The 14,163-nt window shown below is 69.0% G+C and carries 14 protein-coding genes and 1 pseudogene; 8 read left to right on the top strand and 7 right to left on the bottom strand.

Annotated features, from left to right (window positions below):
• Positions 1-165: 165 nt before the first annotated feature.
• From OG246_RS12815 to OG246_RS12830, 4 genes are all read left to right on the top strand, one after another.
• On the top strand, positions 166-1,218 hold the full coding sequence (locus OG246_RS12815) for an energy-coupling factor ABC transporter permease (protein ID WP_266460266.1): 1,053 nt from the start codon (positions 166-168) through the stop codon (positions 1,216-1,218).
• Position 1,219: 1 nt separating this feature from the next.
• Positions 1,220-1,981, top strand: a complete 762-nt coding sequence (gene cbiQ / locus OG246_RS12820) for a cobalt ECF transporter T component CbiQ (protein WP_266460269.1) — start codon at positions 1,220-1,222, stop codon at positions 1,979-1,981.
• Positions 1,969-2,727 (top strand): energy-coupling factor ABC transporter ATP-binding protein, encoded by a 759-nt coding sequence (locus OG246_RS12825; RefSeq protein WP_266460273.1) that lies wholly within the window; start codon positions 1,969-1,971, stop codon positions 2,725-2,727. Before cbiQ ends, OG246_RS12825 begins: the two co-directional genes overlap by 13 nt.
• 180 nt (positions 2,728-2,907) lie before the next feature.
• Positions 2,908-3,354, top strand: coding sequence for an organic hydroperoxide resistance protein (locus OG246_RS12830; RefSeq protein ID WP_266460275.1), 447 nt, complete (start codon positions 2,908-2,910; stop codon positions 3,352-3,354).
• A gap of 265 nt (positions 3,355-3,619) precedes the next feature.
• Here the strand turns inward: OG246_RS12830 and OG246_RS12835 are convergent, their stop codons facing one another.
• Positions 3,620-5,314, bottom strand: coding sequence for an RNA-guided endonuclease TnpB family protein (locus tag OG246_RS12835; protein WP_266460278.1), 1,695 nt, complete (start codon positions 5,312-5,314; stop codon positions 3,620-3,622).
• A 357-nt stretch (positions 5,315-5,671) separates the two neighbouring features.
• Here OG246_RS12835 and OG246_RS12840 point away from each other — a divergent pair, with 357 nt between their 5' ends.
• Both OG246_RS12840 and OG246_RS12845 read left to right on the top strand, forming a co-directional pair.
• Positions 5,672-6,541, top strand: a complete 870-nt coding sequence (locus tag OG246_RS12840; protein ID WP_266460280.1) for a helix-turn-helix transcriptional regulator — start codon at positions 5,672-5,674, stop codon at positions 6,539-6,541.
• A 133-nt stretch (positions 6,542-6,674) separates the two neighbouring features.
• Positions 6,675-7,835 (top strand): serine hydrolase domain-containing protein, encoded by a 1,161-nt coding sequence (locus OG246_RS12845; protein ID WP_266460283.1) that lies wholly within the window; start codon positions 6,675-6,677, stop codon positions 7,833-7,835.
• On the opposite strand, the gene OG246_RS12850 is transcribed toward OG246_RS12845, so the two are convergent.
• Positions 7,822-8,307, bottom strand: coding sequence for an SRPBCC family protein (locus OG246_RS12850; RefSeq protein ID WP_266460285.1), 486 nt, complete (start codon positions 8,305-8,307; stop codon positions 7,822-7,824). The two genes, OG246_RS12845 and OG246_RS12850, sit on opposite strands and share 14 nt — an antisense overlap.
• A gap of 83 nt (positions 8,308-8,390) precedes the next feature.
• Positions 8,391-8,537 (bottom strand): annotated as a pseudogene (locus OG246_RS12855) (EamA family transporter); the annotation flags it as partial.
• Positions 8,538-8,708: 171 nt separating this feature from the next.
• Between OG246_RS12855 and OG246_RS12860 the strand changes: the two are divergent.
• Positions 8,709-9,368 (top strand): hypothetical protein, encoded by a 660-nt coding sequence (locus OG246_RS12860; RefSeq protein WP_266460287.1) that lies wholly within the window; start codon positions 8,709-8,711, stop codon positions 9,366-9,368.
• Between the two features lie 155 nt (positions 9,369-9,523).
• Here the strand turns inward: OG246_RS12860 and OG246_RS12865 are convergent, their stop codons facing one another.
• From OG246_RS12865 to OG246_RS12880, 4 genes are all read right to left on the bottom strand, one after another.
• Complete coding sequence (locus OG246_RS12865; RefSeq protein ID WP_266460289.1) at positions 9,524-10,801, bottom strand: hypothetical protein; 1,278 nt, start codon at positions 10,799-10,801, stop codon at positions 9,524-9,526.
• Positions 10,802-11,025: 224 nt separating this feature from the next.
• Positions 11,026-11,871, bottom strand: coding sequence for a DMT family transporter (locus OG246_RS12870; RefSeq protein ID WP_266460291.1), 846 nt, complete (start codon positions 11,869-11,871; stop codon positions 11,026-11,028).
• Positions 11,868-12,368 (bottom strand): YbaK/EbsC family protein, encoded by a 501-nt coding sequence (locus OG246_RS12875; protein ID WP_266460294.1) that lies wholly within the window; start codon positions 12,366-12,368, stop codon positions 11,868-11,870. Before OG246_RS12875 ends, OG246_RS12870 begins: the two co-directional genes overlap by 4 nt.
• 70 nt (positions 12,369-12,438) lie before the next feature.
• Positions 12,439-13,662, bottom strand: a complete 1,224-nt coding sequence (locus OG246_RS12880; RefSeq protein ID WP_266460296.1) for an RNA-guided endonuclease TnpB family protein — start codon at positions 13,660-13,662, stop codon at positions 12,439-12,441.
• Positions 13,663-13,687: 25 nt separating this feature from the next.
• Here OG246_RS12880 and tnpA point away from each other — a divergent pair, with 25 nt between their 5' ends.
• A complete protein-coding gene (gene tnpA, locus OG246_RS12885) occupies positions 13,688-14,104 on the top strand; it encodes an IS200/IS605 family transposase (RefSeq protein WP_266460298.1) in 417 nt (138 codons plus the stop codon).
• Positions 14,105-14,163: the final 59 nt, after the last annotated feature.

The raw sequence follows: 14,163 nt of genomic DNA on the forward strand, positions 1-14,163 counted from the left end.
GTGCGGAATCTATGAATCCGTCACCTCTCCAATGTCGCACACTCCACGGATTCCGCTCCCGGGCGTATGCCTGACCTCCCCGGTGCTCCTGCCCAGCCTCCGCTCGGCTATTCGTAACCTCCTCGCTCTTGCAAGAGGTTCGCAACAAGGCGCTATCCTCGTACGGTGCATGTGCCTGACGGATTCATCAACGCCCCGGTCTCCGCGGTCACCGGAGTAGTCGCCGCCGGTGCCATCGCCGTGAGCCTCAAGGGGGCCCGCCGCGAGCTGGACGAGAAGACCGCGCCGCTCGCCGGCCTGGTCGCCGCCTTCATCTTCGCCGTACAGATGCTGAACTTCCCGGTCGCGGCCGGGACCAGCGGACATCTGCTGGGGGGTGCGCTGGCGGCGATACTCGTCGGCCCCTACACAGGGGTCCTCTGCGTCTCCGTGGTCCTGCTGATGCAGGGCATCCTCTTCGCGGACGGCGGTCTCACCGCGCTCGGCGTGAACATCACGGACATGGCGATCGTCACGACGGTCGTCGCGTACGCCGTCTTCCGCGGCCTGGTGAAGGTGCTCCCGCGCGGGCGCCGCTCCATCACGGCCGCCGCTTTCGTCTCCGCGCTCCTTTCCGTGCCGGCCGCCGCCGTCGCCTTCACCCTCATCTACGCGGTCGGCGGCACCACCGACGTCTCGATCGACAAGGTCGCCACCGCCATGGTCGGCGTCCACATCCTCATCGGCCTCGGCGAGGCCGCGATCACCGCGCTCACGGTCGGCGCCGTCATCGCCGTACGACCGGATCTCGTGTACGGCGCGCGGGGCCTGACCCAGCAGCTCAAGCTGCGCGTCAACGGCGAACTCGTCGACGCGCCCACGGCCGCCCCGGCCCCCGTCGCCGCCCGCACCTCCCACCGCAAGGTGTGGATCACCGGGCTCGTCGCCTCCCTGATCCTCGCCGGGTTCGTCAGCTTCTACGCCTCCGCCAGCCCCGACGGCCTGGAGAAGGTCGCCGAGGACCAGGGCATCGCCAAGGCGGCGAAGGAGCACGACGCAGCCGACTCCCCGCTCGCGGACTACGGAGTCAAGGACGTCTCGAACGCCCGGATCTCCGGCGGCCTCGCGGGCGTGATCGGTGTCGGCGTCACCGTCGTCGCGGGCACCGGAGTCTTCTGGGCCGTCCGCAGGCGCCGTACGGCCGATGCGCCCGAAGTGTCACGTTCGCAGGTCGCCTGACATGGGCGCCGGCCACGCCCACAAGCTCTACCGGCACGGGCACTCGCCCGTGCACGCGCTGCCGCCGCACACCAAGCTCGCCGCCACCTTCGCCTTCGTGGTCGTGGTCGTCTCCACCCCGCGCGAGGCGATGTGGGCGTTCGCGCTGTACGCCGTGCTCCTCGCGGGAGTCGCGTACCAGGCCCGGGTGCCCGCCCCCTTCCTGCTGAAGCGGCTGCTCATCGAGGTGCCGTTCGTCGCCTTCGCGGTGCTCATGCCGTTCGTGGCGGAAGGCGAGCGCGTCGACGTCCTGGGCATGTCGCTGAGCGTGAACGGCCTGTGGGGCGCCTGGAACGTCCTCGCCAAGGGAACCCTGGGCGTCGCCGCCTCCGTACTCCTGGCCTCGACCACCGAACTGCGCGAACTGCTCCTCGGCCTCCAGCGGTTGAAGCTCCCACCGCTGCTCGTACAGATCGCGTCCTTCATGATCCGGTACGGCGATGTCATCACCGACGAGATGCGGCGGATGCGGATCGCGCGGGAGTCGCGCGGGTTCGAGGCCAGCGGGATCAAGCACTGGGGGGTGCTCGCGAAATCCGCGGGCGCGCTGTTCATCCGCTCCTACGAGCGCGGAGAGCGCGTGCATCTCGCCATGGTGAGCCGGGGGTACGCCGGTTCGATGCCGGTCATCGACGAGGCGACCGCGTCCCGGGCGCAGTGGTCGTACGCCTTCGCCCTCCCGTTCGCCGCCCTTGTCGTATGTCTGCTGGGATGGATGCTGTGACCCCCTCTTTGGAAGTCTCCGGACTTGCCTTCGCCTACCCCGACGGGCATCAGGCCCTCTTCGGCGTCGACTTCACCGTCGGGCGCGGCGAGCGCGTCGCGCTGCTCGGGCCGAACGGCGCCGGCAAGACCACCCTCGTACTGCACCTCAACGGCATCCTGAACGGCGGCGCCGGGACCGTGACGGTGGCCGGACTCCCCGTCGGCAAGCGGCACATGGCCGAGATCCGGCGCAAGGTCGGCATCGTCTTCCAGGACCCGGACGACCAGCTGTTCATGCCGAGCGTGCGCGAGGACGTCGCCTTCGGACCGGCCGCGGCCGGGATGAAGGGTGCCGAGCTGGAGGAGCGTGTCCGTACGGCGCTTGAGCAGGTCGGCATGGCGGACTTCGCCGACCGCCCGCCGCACCACCTCTCCTTCGGGCAGCGGCGCCGGGTCGCCGTGGCCACCGTCCTCGCGATGGAGCCGGAGATCCTCGTCCTCGACGAGCCCTCATCCAACCTCGACCCCGCCTCGCGCCGCGAACTCGCCGACATCCTGCGGTCGTTGGACGTGACCGTCCTGATGGTCACGCACGACCTGCCGTACGCCCTCGAGCTCTGCCCCCGCGCCCTCATCCTCAGCGACGGCGTGATCGCGGCCGACGGCAAGACCGGCGAGCTGCTCTCCGACGACGAGCTGATGCGCAGCCACCGCCTGGAGCTGCCCTTCGGGTTCGACCCGCGCTCCGTGACCATGGGCGCGTGACGAACGACCATGGGCGCGTGACGAACCGGGCGGATCGGTCCGAGAATCCCCGCTGACCTGCGCCGACCTCGGGTTACCCGCGGTTTCTACCCCCTGGTAACAAGGTGTCGCGTGTCAGTCGATACCTTGAGCGGGATGCACTTGCACACTTGTGCCGCCCGCCCCGGGGGAGGTCCCGCCATGATCGACGGCACCGCTGTCGACACCCGCCCGACGAAGATCATGTACGTCGCAGAGGCCACCGCCCACGGCGGCCGGGACGGCTATGTCACCAGTCAGGACGGCCAGCTCGAACTGAAGGTCGCGATGCCGCCGGCTCTCGGCGGGGACGGCAACGGCACGAACCCGGAGCAGCTGTTCGCGGCCGGCTACAGCGCCTGCTTCCACAACGCGCTGGTGATGGTGGGCCGCCGCTCCGGCTTCGACCTCTCCGGCTCCACGGTCGCCGCGAAGGTCGGCATCGGCCCCAACAAGCGGCGCGGATACGGCCTCGCGGTCGCCCTGAGCGTCTCGCTCCCCGTCGTCGACCAGGACGTCGCCGCCAAGCTCGTGGACGAGGCCCACGACGTCTGCCCGTACTCCAACGCCACCCGCGGCAACATCGAGGTCACGATCCTGCTGGGCTAGGACCTGTCCGGCCGATCACGGTGGCGGAAGCAGCGGCGCCCTGCAAGTACCTGTTTCTTCGCGATTGGGAGTACCTCTTTCTTCACGACGGGGAGTGCGTGTTTCTTCGCGACGGTGAGTGCGTGAGAGGCACTCGTCCGAAGCATCGTGGTGCAACTGTCGGTCTGCCAGAACACGGATCGTCCGTTGGTTGTGTTGCTGTTGTGGGACGCCCGGGGATCGCTCCCCGGGGGTGGCACCGGCGTCAGCCGGTGTCTTCTCGCTTCTACGCCCCCTGCCCGGGAGCCTTGCGGGCTCTGGGACTTCCGGGGGCTCGGCGAGCGTTTTGGGTCTCCCCCCTATCGGAGGCGACCGTCTCGAGCTGTCTGTGCGCCGCGTCGACGATGTTCGCGGTGCTGTTCTGGTGCCGGTGTACGACCGCACCGCACGAGGGGCAGTGGAACGTGCTGCACGAAGGGTCGGAGCTCGGGTTTCGCTTCTTGCACTTCGCGCAGGTGCTGGTGACGGGCTCGCCCTGGTCGAGGACGACGAGCTGCGAGCCGTACCAGGCGGTCTTGTACGCGAGCTTCTTGCGCAGGTTGCCCAGACCGGCGTCCAGGAGGTGCCGGTTGGTTGTGAGGTCCAGGTCTTCGATCGCCACGTGCGTGAATCCGGTGGCGAGCTTCTTGGACAGGCCGTGCAGGTACGAGGCGCGTCGCACGGTGATCTGCTGGTGGACGCGGGAGACCCGGGCGGTGGCCTTCCTCCATCGCCCCGACCCCTGTTGACAACGGGACATCGCACGCTGGGCCTTCGACAGCTTGGCCAGGCTGTCGGCAAGCAGAGGGGGGTGCTGTACGAGGGCGGTGGCGGGGTCGGCCGGGTCGAGGGGGCTGGACAGGGCGGCCAGGTAGTGGGAGCCGAGGTCGACGCCGACGAGCCCGCCGGCGCGCTGGCGGGCGGTGGGGCGGCCGATCCGCTCGACGCGTCCGCCGTTCTCGGCGGCTTCCTCGGCCGGGGTGCGGCTCAGGTACGGGGTGCGGGTGCCGTCGTCGTGGACGTGCTCCCACAGCATGGGCACGTTCTGCTGCACCTTGGCCAGCACGGAGGCGTACCAGCGGTGGCCGCCGCGGGTGACGGTCACGGACTGGATGACGGCCTGCCCGCCGTCCACGAGCAGCGCGAGGCGCTTGCCGGAGTTGTGGATGCGGATGCTGCCCAGGCCTGGCATCACCAGGCGCCGGTAGCCCTCCAGGCGGATGATCGGCCTCTTCACGTCATGGAAGAGAGTGAACGATTCTGCGTGGCCCTTCTTCTTGAAGCGGGGGTATCCGTGGCGCTGACCGGCGTGGCGGCCGGCGAGCGAGTCCTGCCAGTGGTTCCAGGCGACCTGGGCGCGGTCGAAGCCGGAGGTGAAGCAGTACACGTTGACCTCCCTCCACCAGGGGCTGCCGCGCTGCTCCTTGGGCAGATCCCGTTCCACCCGCCACAGGGCGCTGGTGTCGGTGGCGGTCGGTGTGCGGAAACCGGCACTGAACGCCTTGGTCTTGAGCGCGTTCACCGTGGCACGGGCTTCGGCCAGGAGCTCGCGTTCACGGGTGGTTTCGGCGGCGTCCGCGCGGACGGCGACCAGCCGGTGGACGAGGGTCTCCTGCCCGGCCGGGGGCTGCATCTCGGGCAGCGGCGGCTTGCCGGCGATGGTGAGCGTGAGGTTCTTGCGGTGGTGGTCCCACACCTTGATGCGGTCGGTGAGCTCGGCGCCGTCGGCCTTGATCCGCTGCTTCGCCTCGGCTTCACTCAGCCCCGCCTCGAGGTAGGCGGTCCGGCGATCGGCCCATGCCTGGTGGGCCTGGGTCTTCTTGGCCAGGGCGTAGTTGTAGGCCCACCGGCAAGCGCCGGCGTAGCGGGACAGGGCGGCACGCTCGGCGTCGGAGGGGTCCAGGGCGAACCGGTACGCCCGCAACACCTCCGTTCTGGGCATGGTCGCGGCCGCGGGGCCGTGCCCTGGCTCTGCGGAATTGGATTTCGCCGCCACGCGCGCCATACCTCCGGTTCCAAGTCGCTGTGCTGGGCCGCAGGTTGCCACGGGGCAAGGCTTGCTTGTCACGCGCCATACCGTCCTGATCACAGGCAGCTGAAAAGGACTCTTACGCTGGCATTTGCCGTTCGAGGTTCAGGTGTCGCGCCAGTTCGGGGTGGATCCGCGGGTGAGGCGTGGCATGGGCACGGTCCGTTTTTGGAGCGCTGCGAAGAAGACGGCATGGCGGATGATCAACAAGCTTCGTTCCATGGCAATCTCCGGGTCAGCACGATGACTTGGAGCCGGAGGTGGACCGCCGTGGCGGCGAACAGTAATCCCACGGTCAGAAAGCGCCGCCTGGGAGCCGAACTCCGCCGGCTCCGTCAGGCCAGCGGGCTGAAGAGCACAGAAGCGGCCGAGCGGCTCATGGTTTCCCAGCCCAAGATCAGTCACATGGAGAACGGCCGCCGCACCGCCAGCCCCCGCGATGTGCGCGATCTGTGCGCGATCTACGGAGTGACGGACCAGCAGGTCATCGACTCACTCATGCGGATGGCCAAGGAATCCGGCCAGCAGGGCTGGTGGAACGTCTACGGCGACATTCCCCAGAGCGTCTATGTCGGCCTGGAGGCGGACGCCGCCACCGTCCACGCATACGAGCCCATGGTGATCCCCGACCTGCTGCAGACCCCCGCCTACGCCCACGCCGTCATTGCGGAAACGATCCCTCTGCTCACTACCGAACAGGCCGCCACCCGCCTCAAGGTGCGGCTACGCCGTCAGCACCGGATCTACGACCCGGCCCGCCCCCTGCGCCTTTGGGCCATCGTGGACGAATCGGCACTGCGCCGCGTCGTCGGCGGCCCGGACATCATGCGCGAACAACTGGAGCACCTGAACACACTCGGCGCGGAGCCCCACATCACCGTGCAGGTCCTCCCGTACACCGTGGGCGCTCATCCGGGCCTCGGAGGACGGTTCTGCATCCTGAGGTTCGCCGACAGCCCCGAGGCAGTGGTGCACCTGGAACGCTTCACCAGCGATCTCTACCTGGAGAAACCATTCGACGTGCAGCACTACAGCGTGATGTACGACCACCTCCAGGCCCAGGCCCTCGAATCCGACAGCAGCCGCGACTTCATCACCGACGCCACCAAGTCGTACATCGGCGCAGAGAGCCGGGCCTGAGCACCGGCGAGCGGGGGATGTCACGGCCACCTCGCGTCTCCGCCGTGATCGGCTGGACAGGTCTGGGAATCGCGACCTCTACGTGCGTGTTGCACGCACTGTTGGCAGGTGTGCGGCGACAGGGAGTACGGGCGTGGACGTGAACGGCACAGTGGCCGAGGGCTTCGAGCCGGTCAGGGAGGCGTTCGCAGCGAACTTCGAGGTGCTCGGGGACCGGGGTGCCGCTGTCGCCGTGTACCGCGACGGGCACAAGGTCGTCGACCTGTGGGGCGGCACGCGGGACGTCGACGGCACCGAGCCCTGGGAGCGGGGCACCGCGCAGATCATGCGCTCGGCGACGAAGGGCGTGGCCGCCGCCGTACTGCTCATGCTGGCCGAGCGCGGTCAGCTGGACCTCGACGCCCCGGTCGGCGCGTACTGGCCGGAGTTCAAGGCGCGGGGCAAGGAACGGACGCTCGTACGGCATGTCCTCGCGCACCGGGCCGGCGTACCCGTCCTCGACCGCCCGCTGACGCCGGCCGAGGCGGCGGATCCCGGTCTCGGGGCCGCTGCGGTGGCCGCGCAGGCGCCCGTGTGGGAGCCGGGCGCGGACCACGGGTACCACGCGCAGACGTACAGCTGGCTGACGGGGGAGCTGGTGCGGCGGGTGACCGGGCGCTCGATCGGTGACTGGATCGCCGACGAGATCTCCCGGCCGCTGGGCCTCGACCTGTGGGTCGGGCTGCCGGACGCGGTGGCGGGGCGCGTGGGGAAGGTCGGACAGATCGAGGCCCCGTCCGCGGCGGGCGGTCTGCGGACCCGGCCCAAGCGGTCGGTCTCCGAGGCGTACGCGGATCCCTCCTCGCTGACCCGCCGCGCCTTCGCCGCGATCACTCCGCTGCCGGACGAGAACGACGCCGCGTACCGGGCGGCCGTCCTCCCCGCCTCCAACGGGATCGCCACGGCGGAGGGCCTCGCGCGCTTCTACGCCTCGCTGATCGGGGAGGTGGACGGGGTGCGGCTGTTCTCGCCGGCCACCGTCTCGGCGGCCCGCACGGAACACTCCGCAGGCCCCGACCGCGTCCTGGTCGTCAGCACCCGCTTCGGACTCGGGTACATGCTGCACGGCAGCGCGTCCCCACTGCTTGGCGGCGGCTCCTTCGGCCACCCCGGCCGGGGCGGCGCCCTCGGCTTCGCCGACCCCGAGTCCGGGATCGCCTTCGGGTATGTGACGAACGGCTTCCGCAAGAGCGTGACGGCGGATGCGCGGGCGCAGGCGTTGGTAGGGGCGGTGCGGGCGGCTACGGCGCGCTGAGCCCCGGGGTTGGGGCTTCGACGTACGCCGCCAGGTTGGCCAGCGAGGAGGCGATCCCGGCCTCGTGTGCCGCCTGGTCTATACCGGGCGGCACGTCCGTGGCCGTGACGGTCACCTCGGTCCCGTCACCGGCGGCGGAGAGGTGCCAGGTCATCGTCATGGTGCCCGCGTACGCCGGGTCGTCGGCCTCGAACACCGCCCGCGTCACCACGCGTTCCGATGCCACCAGGTCGGCGAAGGCGACATCGACGACATCCGTCGCGTCCGAGGTCTTGCCGGGACTGCCGCTGGGGTCGAGATAGGTGAGAACCATCCGGAACCCGCCACCAGGCCGGGGATCCCACCGCTCGACCCGCCCGCGCATACCGTCCGGCGGCAACCAGGCCTCGAGGGACTCCCGGTCTAGGAGGGCGCGGTAGACGGCCCCCGGTGGTGCGGCGATCAGCCGACTGGCGCGGTCGGTCCTGTCCATGGGGCGAGTCTAGGACCGGACCTCGGCCGGGGCGGGCGCGGCAATCGTGGGACGGCGTCGGCGACCGGCAGCGTCGACGCGGTTCACCCCGTGTGCAGCATCAGCCCGATCCCCACCACCAGCAGTCCTGCCGCCGCGATCCGGGGTGCCCCGAACCGTTCCTTGAAGAAGATCGCCCCGATGGTGGCGCCGACGACGATCGATGCCGTTCTCGGGGCTGGGACGTTGGATTGGTGGCCTGATCCGGGGTCGCAAGACCAGGTGACGCGGGCTCTTGAGGTGAGGTCGGCGCGCTCGTCCGCGGCCCGGGGCGGGGTGATCATCGTTCCGGTACTCTGCCGCCCTACACACCAGGGGGGATTGTGCGAACGAAGGCGAGCACCGCTGCGCTGTGCCTGTTCATGGGTGCCGTCACGGTCGGCTGTGCCGACGACGGTGGCACGACTGACACACGCTCCGCCGACCAACTGCTCGGCGAGGCCTACCGCACCATGAATGCGCTCACGTCGGTGACCATCGGATTGGATGTCACCTCGGGCGGCGACCGGTATTCCGGCCGTCTGACGACCGATCTCAAGAGCCGGTGCGCGTTGAAGGCGACCTCGTCCCACGGTTCAGAGATGGAGCAGATCCGGATCGGCGAGACGGACTATATCCACCCCAACGACGTGTACCTCGACATGTGGGGGCGGAAGACGGTACCCGCGATGCGGAACAGCCCCTGGCTGAAGAGCCCCGTGAGCGCGGCGAAGGGAGCAGACGACCTGGTCGATTGCGCGTGGCCGTTCTCCTCCTTCGGCGAGGCGACGAAGGCCGACCCGACCGAGCTTGACGGCAAGCCGGTCATCTCGGTGAAAGTGACGGACGACGAACTCAAGGGGGGCGTCTATACCTTCTACGTGGCCGCCGAGGGCAAGCCGTACCTACTGAGGATCGACTACAAAGACCCTCGCTCCCACCGCGTCACGAAGTTCAGCGATTTCAACAACCCGGTGGACATTCAGCCCCCGGCGGCAGCCGATGTCCTGGACCTGAGCAGCCTGCCCCCGGACGAGTCCTAGCAGCGCATCTGGCCGTGGTGGTCAAACCCGCAAGCCGCCGGGCCGAGGGCATGACTTTTGGTCCGCGGGCGCCTGCACGCAGGGAGATGGCTCCTACGGCGTCAGCCGTCGAGGTCGGTGGCTCCTGCGTGTCAGCCGGCATCGCCTTGCTGCGGCTACGAGCCGTCCGCGTGGACCGCGTAGACGTAGCGCTTGCCGACGTATTCGCTGGCGTTCCAGATCACGGACTCGCTGTAGGCCCAGCCTGACGCCCCGCTGCTGTGGTAGCTGAGGTCCTCGCAACCGATGGCCAGGTCGCACACAGTGCTTGCGGTCGAGTCGCCGGAGGTGAAGGTGCGCAGCGTGCCCTTGGTGGAGGTGCCGGCGCTGACCGCGAGATAGTGCTTGCTTTTGCGGGACACGACTCCCTGGATCTTCTGCTGGCTGACGGTGACGGCTTCGGTCGCGGTGAGCGAGGCCGGTTGCCGGTCGGTGTGGTCGAGGTTCCAGCGGACCACCTTGGGCGTGGTGGTGCCGGGGCCTGTGCCGTTGAAGGTGCCGTCCGTGTAGTCGACGGTGCCGGAGTAGGAGTACTCGCTCACGACCAGGCTGTCGGGGGTGCTGGCGCGGTCGAGCCCGATCGCCGTGTAGCGCAGATAAGTTCCCGCGTTGTCGTAGGCGTGGCTCTGCGGCAGGACGTACTGGTATCCGTAGCCGTGGTACGACCCGTCGGTGTGCAGACCGCACACGTCCTTCTCGGCGGTGGCGACCGTGAAGAGGGTGTTCAGGTCGAACACCCGGAGTCCCTTGTAGGTGTCGACGACATAGAGAAGGTTGCCGTACCACATGATGCCGCCCGCGTGTTTGCGGATGGGGTTGAAGGAGTACTTGCCCGTGCTGGTCATGACGGGCTCGACCAGCAGCACATGCCGGTACGTCGGTGCCGACGGGGTGTTGTTGTCGACGAACGTGAGCCGCAGGCCCTTGTCGAGCGCGTACTCGTCGACGCCGTCGTTGTCGGGGTCGGTCTCGAAGTACCAGGAGGCGAGGACGACCTTGTTGCTTCCGCCCTCGGGGTAGAGCCCGTTGCCGTACGCATCCGCGCTGGTGGTGACGCCCTGAGGTATCCAGTAGTCGACTGTCTGGTCGTCGCTGTCCCAGGCGAAACCGGTCGAGAAGGCCTGCACTGTACTGGGGGCGCTGGTGAGGTGGGTGGCACTGCGGTTGGTGTCGGCTATGACGGTGGTCGCGTCCACCTTGGTCAGCTTGGTCGCCAAGCCGGCGGCCAGATCGTTGAACTCGCCGTAGCTGTTGGAGGACCGGCTGGTGAGGGCGAACTGGCCGGCGGCGATCGTGGCCGCATGGGCGGCTGCGGGGGAGAGGAGATTGCCGACGGCTCCGACGAACGGTGCGGCAGCCATGCCCTTGATGATCGCTCTTCGTGTCATGGTCATGACGCGGAAAGTATGCGCACTCGATCAACAGCACAAGCAGGCTTGACCGTAACTCGACACCGGCGGCCCCTAATTGCTCTCCCGGCACCTGCCGTTTGCACCGCTCGGCCACGGGATGCGACCGTCCCGTGCTCGGGCTGACGGGGCCGGGCGGGGCCGGGCGGGGCCGGCCGGGGCGCGGGCAAGCGTGGGACGGCGTCGGCGACCGGCAGAGTCGACGCAGCTCACCCCGTGTGCAACATCAGCCCGATCCCCACCACCAGCAGCCCCGCCGCCGCGATCCGGGGCGCCCCGAACCGTTCCTTGAAGAAGATCGCCCCGATGGCCGCGCCGACGATGATCGAGGACTCGCGCAGGGCCGCGATGGGCGCGAGTTCGGCCCGGGTCTGGGCCCACAGGACCAGCCCGTACGCCGCTACGGAGAGCGCCGCGCCGAGCAGGCCGAGCCCGGCGAACGGGCGCAGGACGGTGAGGAGTTCGCCGCGCCAGTGGTGCAGCGCGTACACCGGGATCACGAAGCCCTCGATGGCCATCAGCCAGGCGATGTAGCCGAGCGAGGAGCCGGAGGCGCGCACGCCGAGGCCGTCCACGACGGTGTACGCGGCGATCGACACCCCCGTCGCCAACGCCGCGCCGATCGCTGCCCAGTTGGGCCGACGCCCCCGCAGCCCCCACAGCGCGACACCCGTCAGCCCCGCGCAGGACAACGCGATCCCCGCCGCCGCCCACCCGTCGGGCACCTCGTGCGCGAAGACCGCCGCGAGTGCCGTGACGATGAGGGGAGCGGTGCCGCGGGCGATCGGGTACGCCTGCCCGAAGTCGCCGAGCCGGAACGACCGCATCAGCAGCACGTAGTACACGACGTGGATCACGGCCGACGCGAACAGGTACGGCCACGCCCCGGGCGCCGGGAACGCGACGAACGGCACCATGACAAGGCCGATCAGCATGCCGCCGCCCGCGATCAGCGTGAAGCCGACCAGCTTGTCGGTGATGCGGTGCGCGATCGCGTTCCAGCACGCGTGGGTGACCGCGGCGAGCAGGACGGCCGCGGTGACCAGCGGGGTCACTGCGTCTGCTCGCGCACGTCCACCAGCGTGCCGCCCGCGTGGGCGATCAGGGTCTTGGGGTCCATCGGGAAGACGGCGTACGGGGTGCCCGCGGCGGCCCACACCGTTTCGTGGTCGAGCAGTGAACGGTCCGCCAGGACACGGGTCTTGGAAGCGTGCCCGAAGGGCGGTACGCCGCCGATCGCGTACCCCGTCGTCTCCCGCACCAGGTCCACCTTCGCGCGCGTCACCTTCTCGGCGCCCAACTCGCGCCGTACGAGCTCCACATCGACCCGGGACGCGCCGTCCATCAGGACCAGTACCGGGACGCCGTCCGCCGCGAAGATCAGCGACTTGCAGATCTGGCTGAGGTCGCAGCCGATCGCTGCGGCGGCCTCGGCGGCGGTGCGGGTTGCGTCCGGGAAGCGCCGGACCTGCGGGATCAGGTCGTCGAGGCCCAGCTCGCGCAGGGCTTCGGCGAAGCGGGGGTGGGCGGCGTTCTCTTCGGCTGTGGTCATGAAAGGCACCTTGACATGCTCCTCGGGCTGACGCCCGGGGATTTTGGCCTTCTCGTCCGTTGCTGTGCCGCTAGGCGGCACGGGGTTCGGGTGGGAATCCGTGGCTTCCTGTTTCCTTGCGCTGTGCCAGGACGAGTCCTGGTCTGACCTGCGCTCCACAGGCTGTAACCGCCAGTCCGGCGGCCGTTTTCACGTTTTTCGCGGCGTTGTGGTCCCGGTCATGGACCGCACCGCAGGCGGCACAGGTCCAGGTCCGGATGTGCAGGGGCTTGGGACCGTCCTTGGCCCCGCACTCCGAGCAGACCTGGCTGGTCGGAGTGAACCGGCCGATCTTCACCAGGGACCGCCCGTACCTGACCGCTTTGTACTCCAGCATGTGCACGAACTGCGCCCAGCCCGCATCGTGCACACTCTTCGCCAGCCTGGTGCGCGCCAGTCCTTTGACCGCCAGGTCCTCCACACCGATCGCTTGGTTGTCGCGGATCAGCCGGGTGGAGAGCTGGTGATGGAACTCACGGCGGGCGTCGGCCACTTGTGCATGCGCGCGGGCGACCTTGAGGCGGGCCTTCTCGCGGTTCCTGGACCCCTTCTGCTTGCGGGACAGTTCGCGCTGGGCTCTCTTCAGTTTCTTCTCCGCGCGGCGCAGGAACCGCGGGGAGTCGACCTTCGTGCCGTCGGACAGGACGGCGAAGTGCGTGAGGCCCAGGTCGATGCCGATGGCCTGGTCGGTGTCGGGCATCCGTGCGGCGTCGGCGTGCGGGTCGGTGTCGATGACGAAGGAGGCGAAGTACCGTCCGGCCGCGTCCTTGATCACGGTGACCGAGGAGGGCCGTGCGGGCAGGGTGCGGGACCACTTCACTGTCACCGCGCCGACCTTGGGCAGACTCAGCCTCCCGGAATCGGTGATCGACCAGCGGGCATTGGCCGTGAAGCGGATCGACTGCCGCTTGTCCTTGCGGGACTTGAACCGGGGAGCGCCGGTCTTCGGGCCCTTGCGTTCGCCCTTGAGGGAGGCGAAGAAGTTTCTGTAGGCGGCCTCCACGTCGCGCAGGGACTGCTGGAGCACCACCGAGGAGACCTCGCCGAGCCAGGATCGTGCGTCGGTCTGTTTCGCCTCGGTGATCAGCTTCCTGGACAGCTCGGCCGCCTTCGGGAATGCCCCGCCCGCCTGGCGGGCGTCTTCACGGGCGCGCACGGCGTCGTTGAATACGACGCGGGCGCACCCGAACGCCCTCGCCAGAGCCGCTGCCTGGGCGATGTCCGGGTACAGGCGGAAGCTGTACCGAAGCTGCATGGCAGCCACGCTACATACTTGGGTTATGGGCGAGAATCGGAAGATCAGAACTGGTCGGCACTGTGTTTTCGTGATGCATGTCCACTTGGTCTTCGTGACCAAGTTCCAGCATGAAGTGTTCACCGATGCCCATCTGGCGCGGCTGGAGGAGATCATGCGGTCGGTGTGCGCGGACTTCGAGTGCGAGCTGGTGGAGTTCAACGGCAGGGACAACCACGTCCACCTCCAGGTGAACTTCCCGCCCAAAATCGCCGTGACCAAGCTCGTCAACTCACTCAAGGGCGTGTCCTCCCGCCGTCTGCGCCAGGAGTTCCCCGACCTGGTACGCCACTACTGGCGGGCCAACAAACTCTGGTCCGGCTCCTACTTCGCCGGAACCGTCGGTGGCGCCCCACTCTCCGTGGTCAGGCAGTACATCGAGCAGCAGAACCGGCCGGTGTGAGCGTCGCCTGGCTCCGCCGGGACCGGCCCTCGCGACGCTCCGCCTCGCAACCCTCGGAT

The sequence above is a fragment of the Streptomyces sp. NBC_00620 genome (assembly GCF_026341825.1).
Classification (GTDB): Bacteria; Actinomycetota; Actinomycetes; order Streptomycetales; family Streptomycetaceae; genus Streptomyces.

Coding starts and splice junctions, on each gene's coding strand:
- cbiQ (WP_266460269.1), top strand. CDS start 1,220: ATGGGCGCCGGCCACGCCCACAAGCTCTACCGGCACGGGCACTCGCCC.
- OG246_RS12825 (WP_266460273.1), top strand. CDS start 1,969: ATGGATGCTGTGACCCCCTCTTTGGAAGTCTCCGGACTTGCCTTCGCC.
- OG246_RS12830 (WP_266460275.1), top strand. CDS start 2,908: ATGATCGACGGCACCGCTGTCGACACCCGCCCGACGAAGATCATGTAC.
- OG246_RS12835 (WP_266460278.1), bottom strand. CDS start 5,314: ATGCCCAGAACGGAGGTGTTGCGGGCGTACCGGTTCGCCCTGGACCCC.
- OG246_RS12850 (WP_266460285.1), bottom strand. CDS start 8,307: ATGGACAGGACCGACCGCGCCAGTCGGCTGATCGCCGCACCACCGGGG.
- OG246_RS12860 (WP_266460287.1), top strand. CDS start 8,709: ATGGGTGCCGTCACGGTCGGCTGTGCCGACGACGGTGGCACGACTGAC.
- OG246_RS12865 (WP_266460289.1), bottom strand. CDS start 10,801: ATGACCATGACACGAAGAGCGATCATCAAGGGCATGGCTGCCGCACCG.
- OG246_RS12875 (WP_266460294.1), bottom strand. CDS start 12,368: ATGACCACAGCCGAAGAGAACGCCGCCCACCCCCGCTTCGCCGAAGCC.
- OG246_RS12880 (WP_266460296.1), bottom strand. CDS start 13,662: ATGCAGCTTCGGTACAGCTTCCGCCTGTACCCGGACATCGCCCAGGCA.
- tnpA (WP_266460298.1), top strand. CDS start 13,688: ATGGGCGAGAATCGGAAGATCAGAACTGGTCGGCACTGTGTTTTCGTG.